This is a genomic window from Serratia sp. CY55921 (genome assembly GCF_052167655.1).
GTDB classification, from domain to species: Bacteria; Pseudomonadota; Gammaproteobacteria; order Enterobacterales; family Enterobacteriaceae; genus Serratia; species Serratia ureilytica.
This window is the reverse complement of the sequence record NZ_JBJNMU010000004.1, coordinates 87,734-103,791: the sequence shown is the minus strand read 5'-3', so window position 1 is coordinate 103,791 and position 16,058 is coordinate 87,734. Positions and strand designations below refer to the sequence as shown.

Genomic DNA, 16,058 nt, shown 5'->3' with positions numbered 1-16,058 from the left:
GCAGCAAGCTGCGCCCTGATGACCGATGATCCTGCGGAGGATCAGATCGCTTCTTCGTCCTGCTCGCCGGTACGGATGCGCACCACGCGCGCCACGTCGAAGACAAAGATCTTGCCGTCGCCGATCTTGCCGGTCTGCGCCGTCTGCATGATGGTTTCCACGCAGGTGTCGACGATGTCGTCGGCAACCACGATCTCTATCTTCACCTTCGGCAGAAAGTCGACCATGTACTCGGCGCCGCGGTACAGCTCGGTGTGGCCCTTCTGGCGGCCGAAGCCTTTGACTTCGGTGACCGTCATGCCGGTGATGCCCACTTCGGCCAGCGCTTCGCGGACGTCATCCAGTTTGAACGGCTTGATAATCGCGTCGATCTTTTTCATCTTCTTTCCTTATTACCAATTTTTGCGGCCAAAACCGGATGTGATGGGATAACGGCGGTCTTTGCCGAAGTTACGGGCGGTGATACGCGGCCCGACGGCGGCCTGACGCCGCTTGTATTCGTTGATGTCCACCAGGCGGATCACCTTGCGCACGATCGCTTCGTCGAAGCCTTCGGCCACCAGATCGGCGACCGACTTGTCGCGCTCAACGTAGCCTTCCAGGATCGCATCCAGGATATCGTACGGCGGTAGGCTGTCCTGATCGACCTGATCCGGTGCCAGCTCGGCGGACGGCGGACGATCGATTACCCGCTGCGGGATCACGTAGGAGACGGTATTGCGGTATTCGGACAGCTTGAACACCAGCGTTTTCGGCACGTCCTTCAGCACGTCGAAACCGCCGGCCATATCGCCGTACAGCGTAGCGTAACCGACCGCCATTTCGCTCTTGTTGCCGGTGGTCAGCACGATGCTGCGGCGTTTGTTGGACAGCGCCATCAGCACCACCCCGCGGCAACGCGCCTGCAGGTTCTCTTCGGTGGTGTCGCGCTCGGTGCCGGCGAACATCGGCGACAGCTGGCCCATAAAGGCATCGAACATCGGCTCGATGGAGACGATATCGAACTCCACGCCGAGGATTTCCGCCTCTTCCTTGGCGTCGGCGATGCTGATGTCCGCGGTATAGCGGAACGGCATCATCAGCGCCTGCACCTTGTCTTTACCTAACGCATCCACGGCGATCGCCAGCGTCAGCGCCGAGTCGATGCCGCCGGACAGCCCCAGCACCGCGCCTTTGAAACCGTTCTTGGTCACGTAGTCGCGCACCGCCAACACCAGCGCCTGATACACCTGCGCCAGCTGCGGCAGTTCGGCGGCCGGATCGGCCATCGGCACCACGTCCAGCTCGTTGAATTCCAGGCGAGTGACCTGCTCGTCGAAGGCCGCCAGACGGTGGGTCATGGTGCCGGCGGCGTCGAAGACCTTGGAGCAGCCGTCGAAGATCAGCTCATCCTGGCCGCCGACCTGGTTGAGGTACACCAGCGGCAGCTGGGTGCGCTGGCAGTGGCCGGCCATCAGCGTTTTGCGGATATACGGTTTTTCGCGGTTATACGGCGAGGCGTTGATCGACAGGATAATCTCCGCGCCGGCGGCCTTGGCGGCGTCGATCGGCTCCGGGAACCACAGATCTTCGCAAATCAGCAGCCCAAGACGGTAGCCTTTCAGTTCCACCACGCAGGTGTCGTTGCCGGCGTGGAAATAGCGCTTCTCATCGAACACGCCGTAGTTCGGCAGCTGCTGTTTGAAGTAACGGGTCAGCAGGCGGCCTTCGGCAAACAGCGACAGCGCGTTGTACAGCTTGTCGCCTTCGCGCCACGGGTGGCCGACCAGGATCGCCGTCTCGGCGGAGGCCTGCTGCAGGCGCAGCAGCTGCGCGTCGCAGCGCTGATAGAAGTCATTGCGATACAGCAGATCTTCCGGCGGGTAGCCGGACAGCGCCAGTTCGCTGAACATGACCAGATCGGCTCCCGCCTTCTGCTGCTCCTGCACGATTTGCAACATGCGTTCGGTGTTGCCTTCAATGTCGCCGACCAGCAGGTTCAGCTGGGCCAGGGCGATGGAAAGTGATCTGCTCATTTGTGTACGATCCCGCTTAATACGTTCCATGGTGCTCTACGCCGGGGCGCGCCGCGGCAAAGAGAACGGAGTGTAAATCATTCCGCCGGATTTGTTGAGAACCTGCGTGGCAGGCGCCGGCGGGAATCTGTCATTCTTTGAAATCGTTGGCGTCCAGCTCGTGGCGCGACAGCAATTTGTAAAACTCGGTGCGGTTGCGGCCCGCCATGCGCGCGGCCTGGGTCACGTTGCCCTTGGTGATCTGCAGCAGTTTGCGCAGATAGTGCAACTCAAACTGGTTGCGCGCTTCGGCGAAAGTCGGCAGCGCGGTGTTTTCCCCTTCCAGCGCCTGTTCCACTAGCGCCTCGCTGATCACCGGCGCCGAAGTCAGCGCCACGCACTGCTCGATGACGTTGACCAACTGACGCACGTTGCCCGGCCAGCTGGCGGTCATCAGCCGCTTCATGGCGTCGGTCGAGAAGCTGCGCACGAACGGCTTGTGCCGCTGAGCCGCTTCGCGCAACAGGTGATTGGCCAGCAGCGGAATGTCTTCGGCGCGCTCGTTGAGCGCCGGGATCTTCAGATTCACCACGTTGAGACGATAGTAGAGATCCTCGCGGAACTCGTTCTTCGCCATCGCCTTTTGCAGATCGCGGTGGGTGGCGGAGATGATGCGCACGTCGATGTCCAGATCGCGGTTGCTGCCCAGCGGCCGCACCTTGCGCTCCTGCAGCACGCGCAGCAGTTTCACCTGCAGCGACAGCGGCATGTCGCCTATCTCGTCGAGGAACAGCGTGCCGCCCGCCGCCGCCTGGAACAGCCCTTCGCGGCTGCTGACCGCGCCGGTGAAGGCGCCCTTGGCGTGGCCGAACAGTTCGGACTCCAGCAGTTGCTCCGGCAGCGCCCCGCAGTTGATGGCGATGAACGCCTTGCCCGCGCGCGGGCTGGCGGCGTGGATCGCCTGCGCCAACACCTCTTTGCCGGTGCCGCTCTGGCCGTTGATCAACACGCTGACGTCGGACTGGGCCACCATTTTCACCTGCTCCAGCAGGCGCAGCATCAACGGGCTGCGGGTGACGATGTCTTCGCGCCAGGCGTCGTCACCCGCGGGGGAGGCCGACAGCGACAGCGCCTCGTCGATGGCCTTATAGAGCGCATCGCGATCCACCGGTTTGGTGAGGAAGCTGAACACCCCCTGCTGGGTGGCGGCCACCGCATCGGGAATCGAACCGTGCGCGGTAAGAATGATCACCGGCATGCCCGGCTGATGCTTTTGGATTTCGGCGAACAGCGCCATGCCGTCCATCTCATCCATGCGCAGATCGCTGATCACCAGATCGATCTGTTCGCGCGCCAACAGGCGCAGCGCTTCCTGGCCGCTTTCGGCGGTGGTGACGTGAAAACCTTCGCTGGTCAGGCGCATGCCCAGCAGCTTCAGCAGGCTGGGATCGTCGTCAACCAATAACAGGTTGGCCGGTTTGCGTGCGGTCATTGCGCGTGGGACTCCTTATTGGCGGGGTGCGGCGTATAGGTGTCTTCCGGTTCAACCGGCAGCGCGGTGCCTTTTTCCGGTTCGTCCTGCGTTTCAGCGCCTTTGGCGGCTGCGCCGCTTTTACCGGCGGCGTCGCCCTTCTGCTGGCCCGCGCCGTTTTCCGGGATTTCCCCTTGCAGCTGCTTGCGCGATGAGAGCTGGCGCTCGATATCGGTCAGGTTTTCCAGCTTGCGCGAGGTGTCCTGCAGCTGCGATTGCAAGCGCGCCTGGCTCTGGCGCAGCGAATCGATCTGGCTGTCGCTGCTCTCCTGCAGATGCTGATAGCGCGCTTTCTCATCGAACAACGTGATCTGCAGCATCTGCTGCTGGCGCCACAGCTGCGTCAACGGACGTAGCGAACCGGGGAACTCCATCCGGTAACTGTTGATCCTGTCGAGCATCTGGCGGCGTTCACCGGAGGTCGGCTGTGCGCTCCCCAGCAGGATGCTCTGTTTGAAAACGCCGGACCAGCTGTCACCCGGCACCGTTTTCGCCAGCGCACGCGCCTGGGTCGAGCCGATGCGATCGGCGCAGTCCATCGCGCGCAGCCAGTAGAGCGCGTTATCCAGCGCGTCCTTGTCGTCCAATTGCCACAGGGTATCGCAAGCCGCGGTGCGGTAATCGATCACCTTGGTATCCGGGATCGCCTCTTGCTGCTGAGCGCTCAATCCGCCGCTGACGGCGCGATCGACGCAGCCCGCCAGCAACAGCGGCATAAAGAAAACGGCGCCCAGCCAGGTGATCGGGCGTTTGCCGAGCGGCGCTCTGTGCGTGGCACGCGGTGAACGTTCGGTCTGTGAAAGACGAAGGCGTTTAGACCATGTGTACATTATTTATTCATTCTCGGCGGTTAACGGCAGTTCAATGCGGAAGCAGACGTCTGCACCGGCGACCGTCGCCAGTTGCAGCTCACCGCGCATGCGACGGATACAGTCCTGAGCGATGCTCAACCCCAGTCCGCTTCCTTTTACCGCCCCTTTTCGCTGGTGACTACCCTGGAAAAAAGGCTCGAAAATCATGGCTCTTTCAGCCTCGGGGATCGGCGTGCCGGTATTGGCGACGTCGATTTGCACCCGTTGTCCAACCTGACGGCTGCGGATCCAAATGTTACCGGATTCCTTGCCGTAGTGCACCGCATTGGAGTAGAGATTATCCAGCACGCGCATTAATAGCGTAGGCTCTGCCCAGCAGATTTCCGCTTCCAGCGCGATTTCGGTGGAAATCATCTTCGCCCGCGCCGGCAAACTGTGCGCGGCGACCACCAAATCGACCATCTCGCGCAGCTCGACGTTCTCGTGCTCCGCCGGGCCATCGGCCAGTTTGCGGTTGTAATCCAGCAGTTGTTCAATCAGCTGCTGCAGGTGGCGGCTGCTGTTGTCGAGGATCGTCACCACCTCTTTCTGGTCGGAAGTCAGCGGCCCCGCCACCTCGTCGGCCAGCAGTTCGGTGCCTTCGCGCATGCTGGCCAGCGGCGTTTTCAATTCGTGCGAGATATGGCGCAGGAACTCGTGGCGCTGCGACTCCAGCCACGCCAGCCGTTCGCTCAGCCAGATGATGCGCTGCGCCAGCGAACGCAGCTCGCGCGGCCCTTTGAACGATGCGGTGCTGCCCAACGCGCGCCCTTCCCCCAGGCGGTTGATCATCCGCTCCACGGCCTTGACCGGCCCGATGATCATGCGGGTGAACAGCACCACCAGCAGCACGCTGACCAGGAACAGCAGCAGCGCCTGCCAGCCGAAGAACTGGCCGCGCTCGGCGATGGCCTGCTGCAGCTGCTGGCCGCGCGAGAACACCACCGCGCGCGTGGCCTGCACCATTTCGGCATTGGAGCGCGAGAACGACTCGAGCAAGGCGGAGGCTTCTTGGTCCGGCCCGCTGTTATGGCACTTGATCGCCGCCAGCTGGGTCAGCAACTGACGCAACGTTTGGTAGTAGCGCTCGTCCGGCAGAATCGGCGCGTGGGCGTCCAGCATCTGCGAATACTGCTTGCGCTGATTTTGGTACAGCTTCTGCAGCGTGGGCTCAACCAGCACGCAGTACTGACGATAGCTGCGCTCCATCTCCAGCGCCACGCTGGTCATCGCCTCGCTGCGCCGCGCGTCCACCAGCGTGGTGCGGTTGATGTCCGCCGCCTGCGCGCTCAGGTGATCCAGACTCTGGTAGGCCTGATAGGCCAGCACCAACAGCGGCAGCAGCACCAACAGGAACGCCAGCAGCACCAATTGCCGCAGCGAACGGGGGAATAAACGCCATTTTTTCAACGAAATCATCTCATTCTCTCAGGCCTGTCACGATGCTAACTGACTCGCCGGAAAGAGAAAAGCCCGGCAAGGGAGAATCCTGAACGCACAAGGAAAAAGCCGCGGGATCGGTGAACCGCGTCGATAGGGTTGGCCTGCCGATGGCATACGGCCCCGGTAACAAAAACCGGTACGAAAGCGAGAGTGTGGGAATAGCGTCTGCGTTCGAGGGCATAGGCAACGAAACAGGAGTAAGCGCAGCGTTGAGAATTGACGCCGGGGCAATAAGCTTGCCCCGCCGCAAGGAAAGTGTGGATGCCCTTGAACCTCGTCCCCAGGGTGATGTAGCGCAGCGGCTGGCATCGAACAGGACGAATAGCATCCGTAAGTATCCAGGATTGATGAACCCTTCATCACAGTTGGATACAGGCGGTGCCTCACTCCACGTGTCGCCCGATGCTTGATAAAGCCGCTTGCGCGGTCTGTTATCGGTTTGGTTGGACGATAGGCACCATTTCTTTGGCATCATTCGGAGGCTTATGAGGCGATTTGCCGTTTATAATTACGGCGCCGTCATAAAAAGGTGAATGAGCAACCGCAGAGAATAATGCACGTTACGTGCCAACTTTGCAATTAAATTAATAACAAATTGATTTCACTAAAAAATAAATAAAACCCTGCCGTTTGATTCGCCGATTCCGCGCCGAGCAGTGATGAAATAAACGCCGCTCTGTCGCCAAACGCCGACAACTAAAGTCAAACCTGTTTACCGACAATAAAATCAATGGCTTAAATGTCTCCATTTAGCGACAAGCAAACCAGCGCTTGTCGCAAAATGCAGACACTGCCGCCAATCGCCGAGTGCCGGCCATAAAAAAGGGCGCAATTGCTTGCGCCCTCTGTACGGTGGTGGCCGTTTTTAGCCCAGTTGCTTACGGGCGTTGCGGAACATGCGCATCCACGGGCTATCCTCGTCCCACTCTTCCGGGTGCCAGGAGTTGCTGACGGTGCGGAACACGCGTTCCGGATGCGGCATCATCACCGTTGCGCGCCCGTTGGCGCTGGTCACGGCGGTGATGCCATTCGGCGAACCGTTCGGGTTAGCCGGGTAAGCTTCCGTGACCTGACCGGCGTTGTTGACGAAACGCAGCGCTACCAGGCCGTGGCTTTCCAACGCCGCCAGATGCGCCGCATCGCGCACTTCGACATGCCCTTCGCCATGGGAAACGGCGATCGGCATGCGCGAGCCGGTCATGCCCTGCATGAACAGCGACGGGCTGGCCGCCACTTCCACCAGGCTGAAGCGCGCCTCGAAGCGATCCGACAGGTTGCGCACGAAGCGCGGCCAGTGTTCGGCGCCCGGGATCAGCTCACGCAGGTTGGACATCATCTGGCAGCCGTTGCACACGCCCAGCGCCAGCGTCTGCGGACGGTGGAAGAACGCCTCGAACTCGTCGCGCACCCGCTCGTTGAACAGGATAGACTTCGCCCAGCCTTCGCCGGCGCCCAGAACGTCGCCGTAAGAGAAGCCGCCGCAGGCCACCAGCGTGTGGAAATCCTGCAGATCGCGGCGCCCGGCCAGCAGATCGCTCATGTGCACGTCCACGGCGTCAAAGCCGGCGCGGTGGAACGCCGCCGCCATTTCAACGTGGGAGTTCACCCCCTGCTCGCGCAGCACCGCCACTTTCGGGCGAGCGCCCTTGGCGATGTACGGTGCAGCGATGTCTTCCTCGGGTGCGAAGGTCAGCTTCACGTTCAGGCCGGGATCTTGTTCATCCTGCTTGGCCTGATGTTCCTGATCGGCGCACGCCGGGTTGTCGCGCAGACGCTGCATCTGCCAGGTCGTTTCCGCCCACCAGGTGCGCAGGGTATTGCGGCTTTCGCTGTACAACGCTTTGCCGTGCTGATTGATGACGAAACGATCGCCGGCCTGTACGCTGCCGATGTGATGCACGTTGTCGGTCAGACCGTGCTGCGCGAACGCCCGCTTCACGTCGTCGAGACGTTCGGCGCTCACCTGGATCACTGCGCCCAGCTCTTCGTTGAACAGCACCGCCAGCGCATCGTCGCCGAGGCCATCGAGGTTAACCTCTACGCCGCAGTGACCCGCGAAGGCCATCTCCGCCAGCGTCACCAGCAGGCCGCCGTCAGCGCGGTCGTGATAAGCCAGCAGCGCGCGATCGGCCACCAGCTGCTGCATGGCGTTGAAGAAGCCCGCCAGCTGCGCGACATCGCGCACATCGGCCGGTTTGTCGCCCAGTTGGCGATAAACCTGCGCCAGCGCGGTAGCGCCCAGCGCGTTATGGCCGTTGCCCAGGTCGATCAACAGCAGCGCGCTGTCGCCCTTATCGGTACGCAATTGCGGCGTCACGGTGTGGCGCACGTCTTCCACGCGGGCGAAGGCGGTGATGACCAGCGACAGCGGCGAGGTCATTTCACGCTGTTCATTGCCTTCCTGCCAGCGGGTTTTCATCGACATGGAGTCTTTGCCCACCGGAATGGTGATGCCCAGCGCCGGGCACAGCTCTTCGCCCACCGCTTTCACCGCTTCGTACAGGCCGGCGTCTTCACCCGGGTGGCCGGCGGCGGCCATCCAGTTGGCGGACAGCTTCACGCGCTTCAGGCTGCCGATTTCCGTGGCGGCCAGGTTGGTCAGCGCTTCCCCGACCGCCAGGCGGCCGGAGGCGGCGAAGTCCAGCAGCGCCACCGGCGCGCGTTCGCCGAGCGACATCGCTTCGCCGTAATAGCTGTCCAGACTGGCGGTAGTGACCGCGCAGTCGGCCACCGGGATCTGCCACGGGCCGACCATTTGGTCGCGCGCCACCATGCCGGTAACGGTGCGGTCGCCGATGGTGATCAGGAAGGTTTTCTCCGCGACGGCCGGCAGATGCAGCACGCGCTTCACCGCGTCGGCCAGCGTGATGTTCTCACGCTGTACCGCCTGGCCCTGCGCCTGCAGACGGGTCACGTCGCGGGTCATCTTCGGCGTCTTGCCGAGCAGCACGTCCAGCGGCATGTCGATCGGCTGATTGTCGAAGTGACGATCGTTCAGCGTCAGATGTTGCTCTTCGGTCGCTTCGCCGATCACCGCGTAAGGCGCGCGCTCGCGGCGGCAGATCTCGTCGAACTGCGCCATCTGCGCCGGGGCAATCGCCATCACGTAACGTTCCTGCGATTCGTTGCACCACACTTCCAGCGGGCTCATGCCCGGCTCGTCGTTGAGGATATCGCGCAGCTCGAAGCGGCCGCCGCGGCCGCCGTCGCTCACCAGCTCCGGCATGGCGTTGGACAGGCCGCCGGCGCCGACGTCATGAATAAACAGGATCGGGTTCTGGTCGCCCAGCTGCCAGCAGCGGTCGATCACTTCCTGACAGCGGCGCTCCATTTCCGGGTTGTCGCGCTGCACCGAAGCGAAGTCCAGATCGGCATCGGACTGGCCGGACGCCATCGACGAGGCCGCGCCGCCGCCCAGGCCGATATTCATCGCCGGGCCGCCCAGCACCACCAGCTTGGCGCCGACGGTGATTTCCCCTTTCTGCACGTGATCGGCGCGGATGTTGCCGATGCCGCCCGCCAGCATGATCGGTTTGTGGTAGCCGCGCAGCTCAACGCCGTTGTGGCTGTTGACGCGCTCTTCATAGGTACGGAAGTAGCCCAGCAGCGCCGGACGACCGAATTCGTTGTTGAACGCCGCGCCGCCCAGCGGGCCTTCGGTCATGATATCCAGCGCGGTGACAATGCGTTCCGGTTTGCCGAAATCCTGCTCCCACGGCTGTTCAAAACCGGGAATGCGCAGGTTGGACACCGAGAAGCCCACCAGGCCGGCCTTCGGCTTGGCGCCGCGGCCGGTAGCCCCCTCGTCGCGGATCTCGCCGCCGGAGCCGGTCGCGGCGCCCGGCCACGGCGAGATCGCCGTCGGGTGGTTGTGGGTTTCTACCTTCATCAGGATGTGCGCGTCTTCCTGATGGTAGTCGTACGTGCCGTTCTCCGGTGCGGCGAAGAAGCGGCCGACCTGCGAGCCTTCCATCACCGCGGCGTTGTCTTTATACGCCGACAGCACATAGTCCGGCGTCTGCTCATAGGTGTTCTTGATCATTTTGAACAGCGACTTGGGCTGCTGTTCGCCGTCGATGATCCAGTCGGCATTGAAAATCTTGTGGCGGCAGTGCTCAGAGTTGGCCTGCGCAAACATATAGAGTTCGATATCCGTCGGGTTGCGCCCCAAACCGGTAAAGGCATTCAGCAGGTAATCGATCTCGTCCTGCGCCAGCGCCAGGCCGAGCCGGACGTTGGCCTGCTCCAGCGCGGCGCGCCCTGCGCCCAGCACGTCGACCGACTGATACGGCGCCGGCTGATGGTGCGCGAACAGCTGTTCAGCCTGTTGCAGCTCGCTGAAGACGGTTTCCATCATGCGATCGTGCAGCAGCGCGGCGAGCTGGTGCCACTGGGCTTCCGTCAGCTCAGGCGCCTTGACGTAGAACGCCAGACCGCGCTCCAGCCGCAGCACCTGTTGCAAACCGCAGTTGTGGGCGATGTCGGTGGCTTTGGAAGACCAGGGGGAAATGGTGCCCGGGCGCGGCGTAACCAGCAGCAGCCGGCCTTCGGGGGCGTGTTCGGCGAGAGAAGGACCGTACTTGAGCAAGCGCTGAAGTTTGGCGTGTTCTTCGGCACTTAGCGGTGCGCTAACATCGGCAAAGTGGACGTACTCGGCGTAGATATCACTGACGGGCAGGTGGGCGTCCTGGCAGCGGGACAGCAGTTTGGTAATGCGAAAAGCCGATAAAGCGGGCGAACCACGCAGAATTTCCATAATCAAAGTTCTCTCGTCTTCGAAGCGACGGATAAGACGCTTCATTGGGCGCAACAGGGGAAAACGCGCGTCATTATAGAGAATCCTCGCCGCCGACGAAACCGTTTGCGTAGGGATTATTGATAAAAGCGCGCCGCACCGTCGAATTGTCATAACGTGTCAATAAAGTTGCACACTGGCGTTTTGTTGCGCAAAATGCCCCCCGCACTGGTGATTTAACCATGAGAAAAGTCGCGGTTGTCGTCGCCGGCGTACCTGTGCCACCACTGGATAACTATTTGAAACGTCTTAAAATAAACTACATCCTCATCGGCGTTGTCACCCTGCTTCTGGCTCTCGCGCTATGGCCCAATATCACCTGGCGCAGCGGCCAGGGCGGGCAACTCCAGGAGATCATTTCCCGCGGCGAGTTGCGTATCAGCACGCTGAATTCACCGCTGACCTATTTCAACACCAAGCAAGGGCCGGGTGGGCTCGACTACGAACTGGCCAAGCGCTTCGCCAACTACCTCGGGGTAAAACTGGTGGTGATCCCCCATCAGAACATCAATGACCTGTTCGACGATCTGGACGACGACGACGCCGACCTGCTGGCGGCGGGCCTTATCTATAACCAGGAGCGCCTCAGCCGCGCGCGCACCGGCCCCGCCTACTACTCCGTTTCCCAACAGCTGGTGTACCGGCTGGGCACCCCGCGGCCAAAAGGCTTCGCCGACATCAAAGGCAAGCTGGCGGTCGCCTCCGGTTCCGCGCACGTCAGCACGCTAAAGCAGCTCAAACAGGATAAATACCCGGATCTCGCCTGGGAGTCCTCCAGCGATCTCACCTCCAAAGAGCTGCTGGAGCGGGTTGCCGACGGCAAGCTGGACTATACCCTCGGCGATTCGGTGACCATCGCGTTGCTGCAGCGCATCCATCCGCAGCTGGCGGTGGCGTTCGACGTCACCGACGAAGAGCCGGTCACCTGGTACCTCAAACGCGACGGCGACGACAGCCTGTACGCGGCGATGCTGGATTTCTACAGCCAGATGGTGGACGACGGCACCCTGGCGCGGCTGGAAGAGAAATACCTCGGCCACGTCGGCAGCTTCGACTACGTGGATACCAAAACCTTCCTGTCGGCCATCGACTCGGTGCTGCCCAACTTCCGCCCGCTGTTCGAGAAACACGCCAACGAGATCGACTGGAAGCTGCTGGCGGCCATCGCCTACCAGGAATCGCACTGGAATCCGCAGGCCACCTCCCCCACCGGCGTGCGCGGCCTGATGATGCTGACCCGCGCCACCGCCGACGGCCTGGGGGTCAACGACCGCCTCGATCCGGAAGAGAGCATTCAGGGTGGCGCCCTTTACCTGCAGCGGCTGATGGCCAAGGTGCCGGACAGCGTGCCGGAAGATGAGCGCATCTGGTTCTCGCTGGCGGCCTACAACATGGGCTGGGGCCATATGCTGGACGCACGCAAGCTGACCAAAACGCAAAAAGGCAATCCGGACAGCTGGGTCGACGTCAAACAGCGCCTGCCGATGCTCAGCCAAAAGCGCTACTACCCGCAGCTGACCTATGGCTATGCGCGCGGGCGTGAAGCCTACAACTATGTAGAAAACATCCGCCGCTACCAGGTCAGCCTGGTGGGTTATCTGCAGGAAAAAGAGAGAAAGGCGGCGCAAGCGGCCGCCGAGCAGGAAGCGTTGGGAAAAGGCTATCCGACGGTGATGCCGGAACTGGCGCTCAACTACTGATTATTCCGGCTTATCCGCCGCCCGCTGCGCCAGTTTGAGCGCTTTTTTCTGTTCGCGGCGCAGGCGGAAGAAATTGCTCAGGGTGGCGGCGCATTCGTCCGCCAGCACGCCCGAGACGATCTCCACCTGATGATTCATGCCCGGATGGCGCAAAATATCCACCAGCGAACCGGCCGCGCCGGTTTTCTCGTCGGCGGCGCCGTACACCAACCGGCGGATGCGGCTGTGCACCATCGCGCCGGCGCACATCACGCAGGGTTCCAGCGTGACGTACAGCGTGGCGTTCAACAAGCGGTAGTTTTGCAGCACCGCGCCGCCCTGGCGCAGCGCCATGATCTCGGCGTGCGCGGTAGGATCGTGCCGGCCGATCGGCCGGTTCCAGCCCTCGCCGATCACCTGATTGTCCAGCACCAGCAGCGCCCCCACCGGCACCTCGCCCTCTTCCTGCGCGCGCAGGGCCAGCTGCAATGCCTGACGCATCCAGTACTCATCGTTATATTCAGTCATCGCATAATTCCTCGTGCGCTTTTGCGGCGGGCATTATACACACTAGCCTCCCTTTGTCGTAGCCGCCCGCCAATGGCTATACTGGCCACATCAGCGTGTGATTCAGGGACAAGAAACATGAAACTCAGTAAAAAGAACGCCGTCGTGGTGCGCAAGGCGCTGGACGGCTGGGTTGGGGAAGGCGCCTTGACCCCCGAGCAACAACAGCAACTGCTGCTGCATGTGGACGTGCAGCCTTTCGACTGGCGACGGCTGGCGCGCTATGCGTTTCTCGCCGCGCTGGCCTCGTTGCTGATCGCCGTCACCAGCCTGTTCGCCGACAGCGCACTGCTTGAATGGCTGAGCGAACTGTTCCGCTTCGACGCGCCGGTGCGCATGGCGATCGCCGGCGTACTGGCGGCGCTGGCCTACGTCTGGGCACTGCGTCGTCGTCAACGCCACCCGGAAAAACGCTACGGCAATGAGGCGGCGCTGTTTGTCGCCGTGTTGCTCACCGCCTGGGCCTTATGGCAACTGGGCGTCTGGCTGGATAACGGCAGCGGGCGGGTTTCCGTGCTGCTGCTGGTCGCCGCGCTGCTGTACGGCGCCATCGGCTGGTTCAGCCGCTCCGGGCTGGTGTGGTGGTTCGCCCTGCTGTCGCTCGGCAATGCCTTCGGCGCCGAGACCGGCTACCTGTCCGGCTGGGGCGCCTACTGGCTCGGCATGAGCTACCCGATTCGCTTTATCGCCTTCGGCGCGGTGCTGATCGCCGCCGCATTGCTGCTGCGGCCGCTATTGGCGCAGCGCGGCCTGCAGCGGGTGTCGCTGGCGATGGGCCTGCTGTACCTGTTCATCGCGCTGTGGCTGCTGTCCATCTTCGGCAACTACGGCGATCTCGACAGCTGGTACCGCGCGCGCCAGATTGAGCTGTTCCACTGGAGCCTGCTGTTCGGGCTGGCCGCCTTCGCCGCCATCTGGCTGGGGTTGAAGCATGACGACGCCATGCTGCGCGGTTTCGGGCTGACCTTCCTCGGCATCAACCTGTACACCCGCCTGTTCGAGTTTTTCTGGGACAGCATGCCGAAGACGATTTTCTTCGCGCTGCTCGGCCTGAGCCTGTGGGCGCTGGGGCATTATGCAGAGAAGATTTGGCAGCTCGGACGCAAACCGCACGACGTAACCGACGACTGATCGCGGCAGAACAGCAAAGGGCGGAATTCTCCGCCCTTTGTTTATTCCAGTTGCTGCAGCTCGCCCTGCTTGCTCACCCGCCAACGGTGCTCGCAAAAAAACAGCAGCGGGTTATCCTGCTTGCTGTCGCTGTAACCGCTGTACAGCTTCAGCGGCGCGCCGAGCCGTTGCTCCAGCTGCACCACTTTTTGTACGCCCAGACAGCGCAAGGTCAGCACCCAGCCGCCATAGCGGCGCGCGATGCGGCTGCCGACCAATCGCACCCGCGGCAGAAACGCCGAATCCCGATACACCTGCGCCACCAGTTGCTCCGGCGAGCCGGTAATCAGCCACACCTCGGCATCGTGCTCATCCAGATACTGCCGCAAGCGCATTTGCACCACCGGAAACGCAGTCACCCTCTGGCGGAAAACCTCGATGAACTGCCGCTCCAGCGCCTTCAGCGTCGCTTCGGTACGCCCGAAGGTGATAGCCCACAACAACAGGCTCATCGGCCAGCGCGCGGCGCGCCCCAGCAGCAACAGCGCCAGACCAATCAATGGCAACAGCGGTATCACCAGCAGCAAATTCAGCGGTAAACGGCGCAGCAGGAAACGCAAGAAACTGCCGAACATATCCTCCTGATGCAGAGTGCCGTCCAGATCGAAAAAGACCACGCGGCGCCCTGCTGCGGCCGATGGTTGCTGCTTGTCGCTCAAACGCTACTCCTCGGGATCGTTGAACCCCATCATCCAGGTGAAGAGAAAACCGGCGATAATCGTAATCAGCATCCCCGCCAGATACAACATCACCTTACCTGAGACGATGGTCAACGCCAAAGGCAGCCCCGAAATGCCAAAGGTAATCACCGTCGCCACTTTCCAGTAGCTGATCAGCGCGCCGCCTACCGCACCGCCGAGGCAGGCGCCGATAAACGGCCGGCCCAGCGGCAGCGTCACCCCGAAGATCAGCGGCTCGCCGATGCCGAGAATGCCGACCGGCAACGCCCCTTTGATCACCTTCTTCAGCCGCGCGTTACGGGTTTTCAACAGCACCGCCAGCGCCGCCCCCACCTGACCGACGCCGGCCATCGCCAGGATCGGCAACAGCGGGTTGGAACCGTGCGCCTGCACCAGCTCGACGTGGATCGGCACCAGCCCCTGGTGCAAGCCAGACAGCACCAGCGGCAGGAACAGCCCGGAGAGCAGCGCCCCGACAAGCAGCCCGCCCTTGTCGATCGCCAGATTGGCGCCGTGGGCGATGGCATCGGAAATGGCGCCGCCGATCGGCTGCAGGATCAGGATCGCCAACGAGGCGGTCACCAGCGTGGTCAGCAGCGGATTGAGGATCAGTTCGACCGACTCCGGCAGCAGCGTGCGCAGGCGTTTCTCCACCCAGCACATCAACGCCACCACCAGCAGTACGGCGATCACCCCGCCGCGCCCCGGCTGCAGCGCCTCGCCGAACAGGGTGATCTGCGCCAGCGCCGGGCTGGAAAGGATCCCGGCCATCACGCCGCCCATCGCCTGTGAGCCGCCGAACACCCGCGCGGCGTTCACCCCAACCAGAATGTTCATGATGGCGAACACCGCGCTGCCGAAGATCGCCAGCAGCCCCAGCGCGTTCGGGTAGTCCAACGCCAACTGTCCGGCGATGTCGGGCCGTTTCAGCAGGTTGATGATGCCAGTGATCAGGCCCGAGGCGATAAACGCCGGGATCAGCGGAATAAAAACGTCGGCCAGCTTTTTCAGCGCGCCGCTCATCGGCGCCGCGTATTTCTGTTTGGCCTGCGCCTTGGTGCGGGCGGCGTCACCAACGGCGGGCTGCGCGCTGCCGCTCAGCAAAGCGCGCATGGCGTCCACCACCTTGGCGGCGGCGCCCGGGCCGACGATAAACTGATGCTGTTCACCCTGCTTGATATAGCCCTTCACGCCGGGCAACTGCTTGAGGGCCGCCAGATCCAGACGCTGTTCGTCGCTGACCTCGACGCGCACCCGCGTCATGCAGTTTTCCAGTTTGAGGATATTGCCCTCGCCCCCCACGCCCGCCAGGATCTGTGTCGCCAATGCCGTTGTCTTGTCCATCGCC

The 16,058-nt window shown here is 62.4% G+C and carries 11 protein-coding genes; 2 read left to right on the top strand and 9 right to left on the bottom strand.

The genetic code is table 11. The features are described from left to right. Window positions 1-41: 41 nt before the first annotated feature. The 6 genes from glnB to purL all read right to left on the bottom strand — a co-directional run bounded on the left by glnB (window position 42) and on the right by purL (window position 10,578). Entirely contained in the window at window positions 42-380 is a 339-nt protein-coding gene (glnB, locus tag ACJ8M3_RS18580) for a nitrogen regulatory protein P-II (protein WP_004847623.1), read from the bottom strand. A 12-nt stretch (window positions 381-392) separates the two neighbouring features. Beyond that, complete coding sequence (locus tag ACJ8M3_RS18575) at window positions 393-2,015, bottom strand: NAD+ synthase (RefSeq protein ID WP_021504519.1); 1,623 nt, start codon at window positions 2,013-2,015, stop codon at window positions 393-395. A gap of 130 nt (window positions 2,016-2,145) precedes the next feature. Beyond that, window positions 2,146-3,486, bottom strand: a complete 1,341-nt coding sequence (glrR, locus tag ACJ8M3_RS18570; protein ID WP_033644111.1) for a two-component system response regulator GlrR — start codon at window positions 3,484-3,486, stop codon at window positions 2,146-2,148. After that, on the bottom strand, window positions 3,483-4,355 hold the full coding sequence (gene qseG / locus ACJ8M3_RS18565; protein WP_089197347.1) for a two-component system QseEF-associated lipoprotein QseG: 873 nt from the start codon (window positions 4,353-4,355) through the stop codon (window positions 3,483-3,485). The genes glrR and qseG overlap by 4 nt, the downstream gene beginning before the upstream one ends. A 3-nt stretch (window positions 4,356-4,358) precedes the next feature. After that, entirely contained in the window at window positions 4,359-5,795 is a 1,437-nt protein-coding gene (locus ACJ8M3_RS18560) for a sensor histidine kinase (protein ID WP_033644112.1), read from the bottom strand. An 889-nt stretch (window positions 5,796-6,684) separates the two neighbouring features. Then, complete coding sequence (purL, locus tag ACJ8M3_RS18555; RefSeq protein ID WP_199560486.1) at window positions 6,685-10,578, bottom strand: phosphoribosylformylglycinamidine synthase; 3,894 nt, start codon at window positions 10,576-10,578, stop codon at window positions 6,685-6,687. A 275-nt stretch (window positions 10,579-10,853) separates the two neighbouring features. On the opposite strand from purL, the gene mltF reads away from it, so the two are divergent. After that, window positions 10,854-12,314 carry a membrane-bound lytic murein transglycosylase MltF gene (mltF, locus tag ACJ8M3_RS18550; RefSeq protein WP_033644113.1) on the top strand — a complete coding sequence of 487 codons (1,461 nt, stop codon included), beginning with the start codon at window positions 10,854-10,856 and terminating at the stop codon, window positions 12,312-12,314. Here the strand turns inward: mltF and tadA are convergent, their stop codons facing one another. Then, window positions 12,315-12,821 (bottom strand): tRNA adenosine(34) deaminase TadA, encoded by a 507-nt coding sequence (gene tadA, locus ACJ8M3_RS18545; RefSeq protein ID WP_033644114.1) that lies wholly within the window; start codon window positions 12,819-12,821, stop codon window positions 12,315-12,317. 117 nt (window positions 12,822-12,938) lie between these two features. Here tadA and ACJ8M3_RS18540 point away from each other — a divergent pair, with 117 nt between their 5' ends. Next, entirely contained in the window at window positions 12,939-13,991 is a 1,053-nt protein-coding gene (locus ACJ8M3_RS18540; RefSeq protein WP_089197348.1) for a DUF2157 domain-containing protein, read from the top strand. A 41-nt stretch (window positions 13,992-14,032) separates the two neighbouring features. Here the strand turns inward: ACJ8M3_RS18540 and yfhb are convergent, their stop codons facing one another. Beyond that, the gene (gene yfhb / locus ACJ8M3_RS18535) at window positions 14,033-14,689 is read right to left on the bottom strand and encodes a phosphatidylglycerophosphatase C (RefSeq protein ID WP_089195089.1); all 657 of its coding nucleotides are present in this window, start codon (window positions 14,687-14,689) and stop codon (window positions 14,033-14,035) included. Window positions 14,690-14,692: 3 nt separating this feature from the next. Beyond that, on the bottom strand, window positions 14,693-16,054 hold the full coding sequence (locus ACJ8M3_RS18530) for a PTS transporter subunit EIIC (RefSeq protein ID WP_033644117.1): 1,362 nt from the start codon (window positions 16,052-16,054) through the stop codon (window positions 14,693-14,695). Window positions 16,055-16,058 lie beyond the last annotated feature (4 nt).

What these genes read in the sequence shown, in the direction of transcription:
- glnB (WP_004847623.1), bottom strand. Translation starts at nt 380, where the DNA reads ATGAAAAAGATCGACGCGATTATCAAGCCGTTCAAACTGGATGACGTC.
- ACJ8M3_RS18575 (WP_021504519.1), bottom strand. Translation starts at nt 2,015, where the DNA reads ATGAGCAGATCACTTTCCATCGCCCTGGCCCAGCTGAACCTGCTGGTC.
- glrR (WP_033644111.1), bottom strand. Translation starts at nt 3,486, where the DNA reads ATGACCGCACGCAAACCGGCCAACCTGTTATTGGTTGACGACGATCCC.
- qseG (WP_089197347.1), bottom strand. Translation starts at nt 4,355, where the DNA reads ATGTACACATGGTCTAAACGCCTTCGTCTTTCACAGACCGAACGTTCA.
- ACJ8M3_RS18560 (WP_033644112.1), bottom strand. Translation starts at nt 5,795, where the DNA reads ATGATTTCGTTGAAAAAATGGCGTTTATTCCCCCGTTCGCTGCGGCAA.
- tadA (WP_033644114.1), bottom strand. Translation starts at nt 12,821, where the DNA reads ATGACTGAATATAACGATGAGTACTGGATGCGTCAGGCATTGCAGCTG.
- ACJ8M3_RS18540 (WP_089197348.1), top strand. Translation starts at nt 12,939, where the DNA reads ATGAAACTCAGTAAAAAGAACGCCGTCGTGGTGCGCAAGGCGCTGGAC.
- ACJ8M3_RS18530 (WP_033644117.1), bottom strand. Translation starts at nt 16,054, where the DNA reads ATGGACAAGACAACGGCATTGGCGACACAGATCCTGGCGGGCGTGGGG.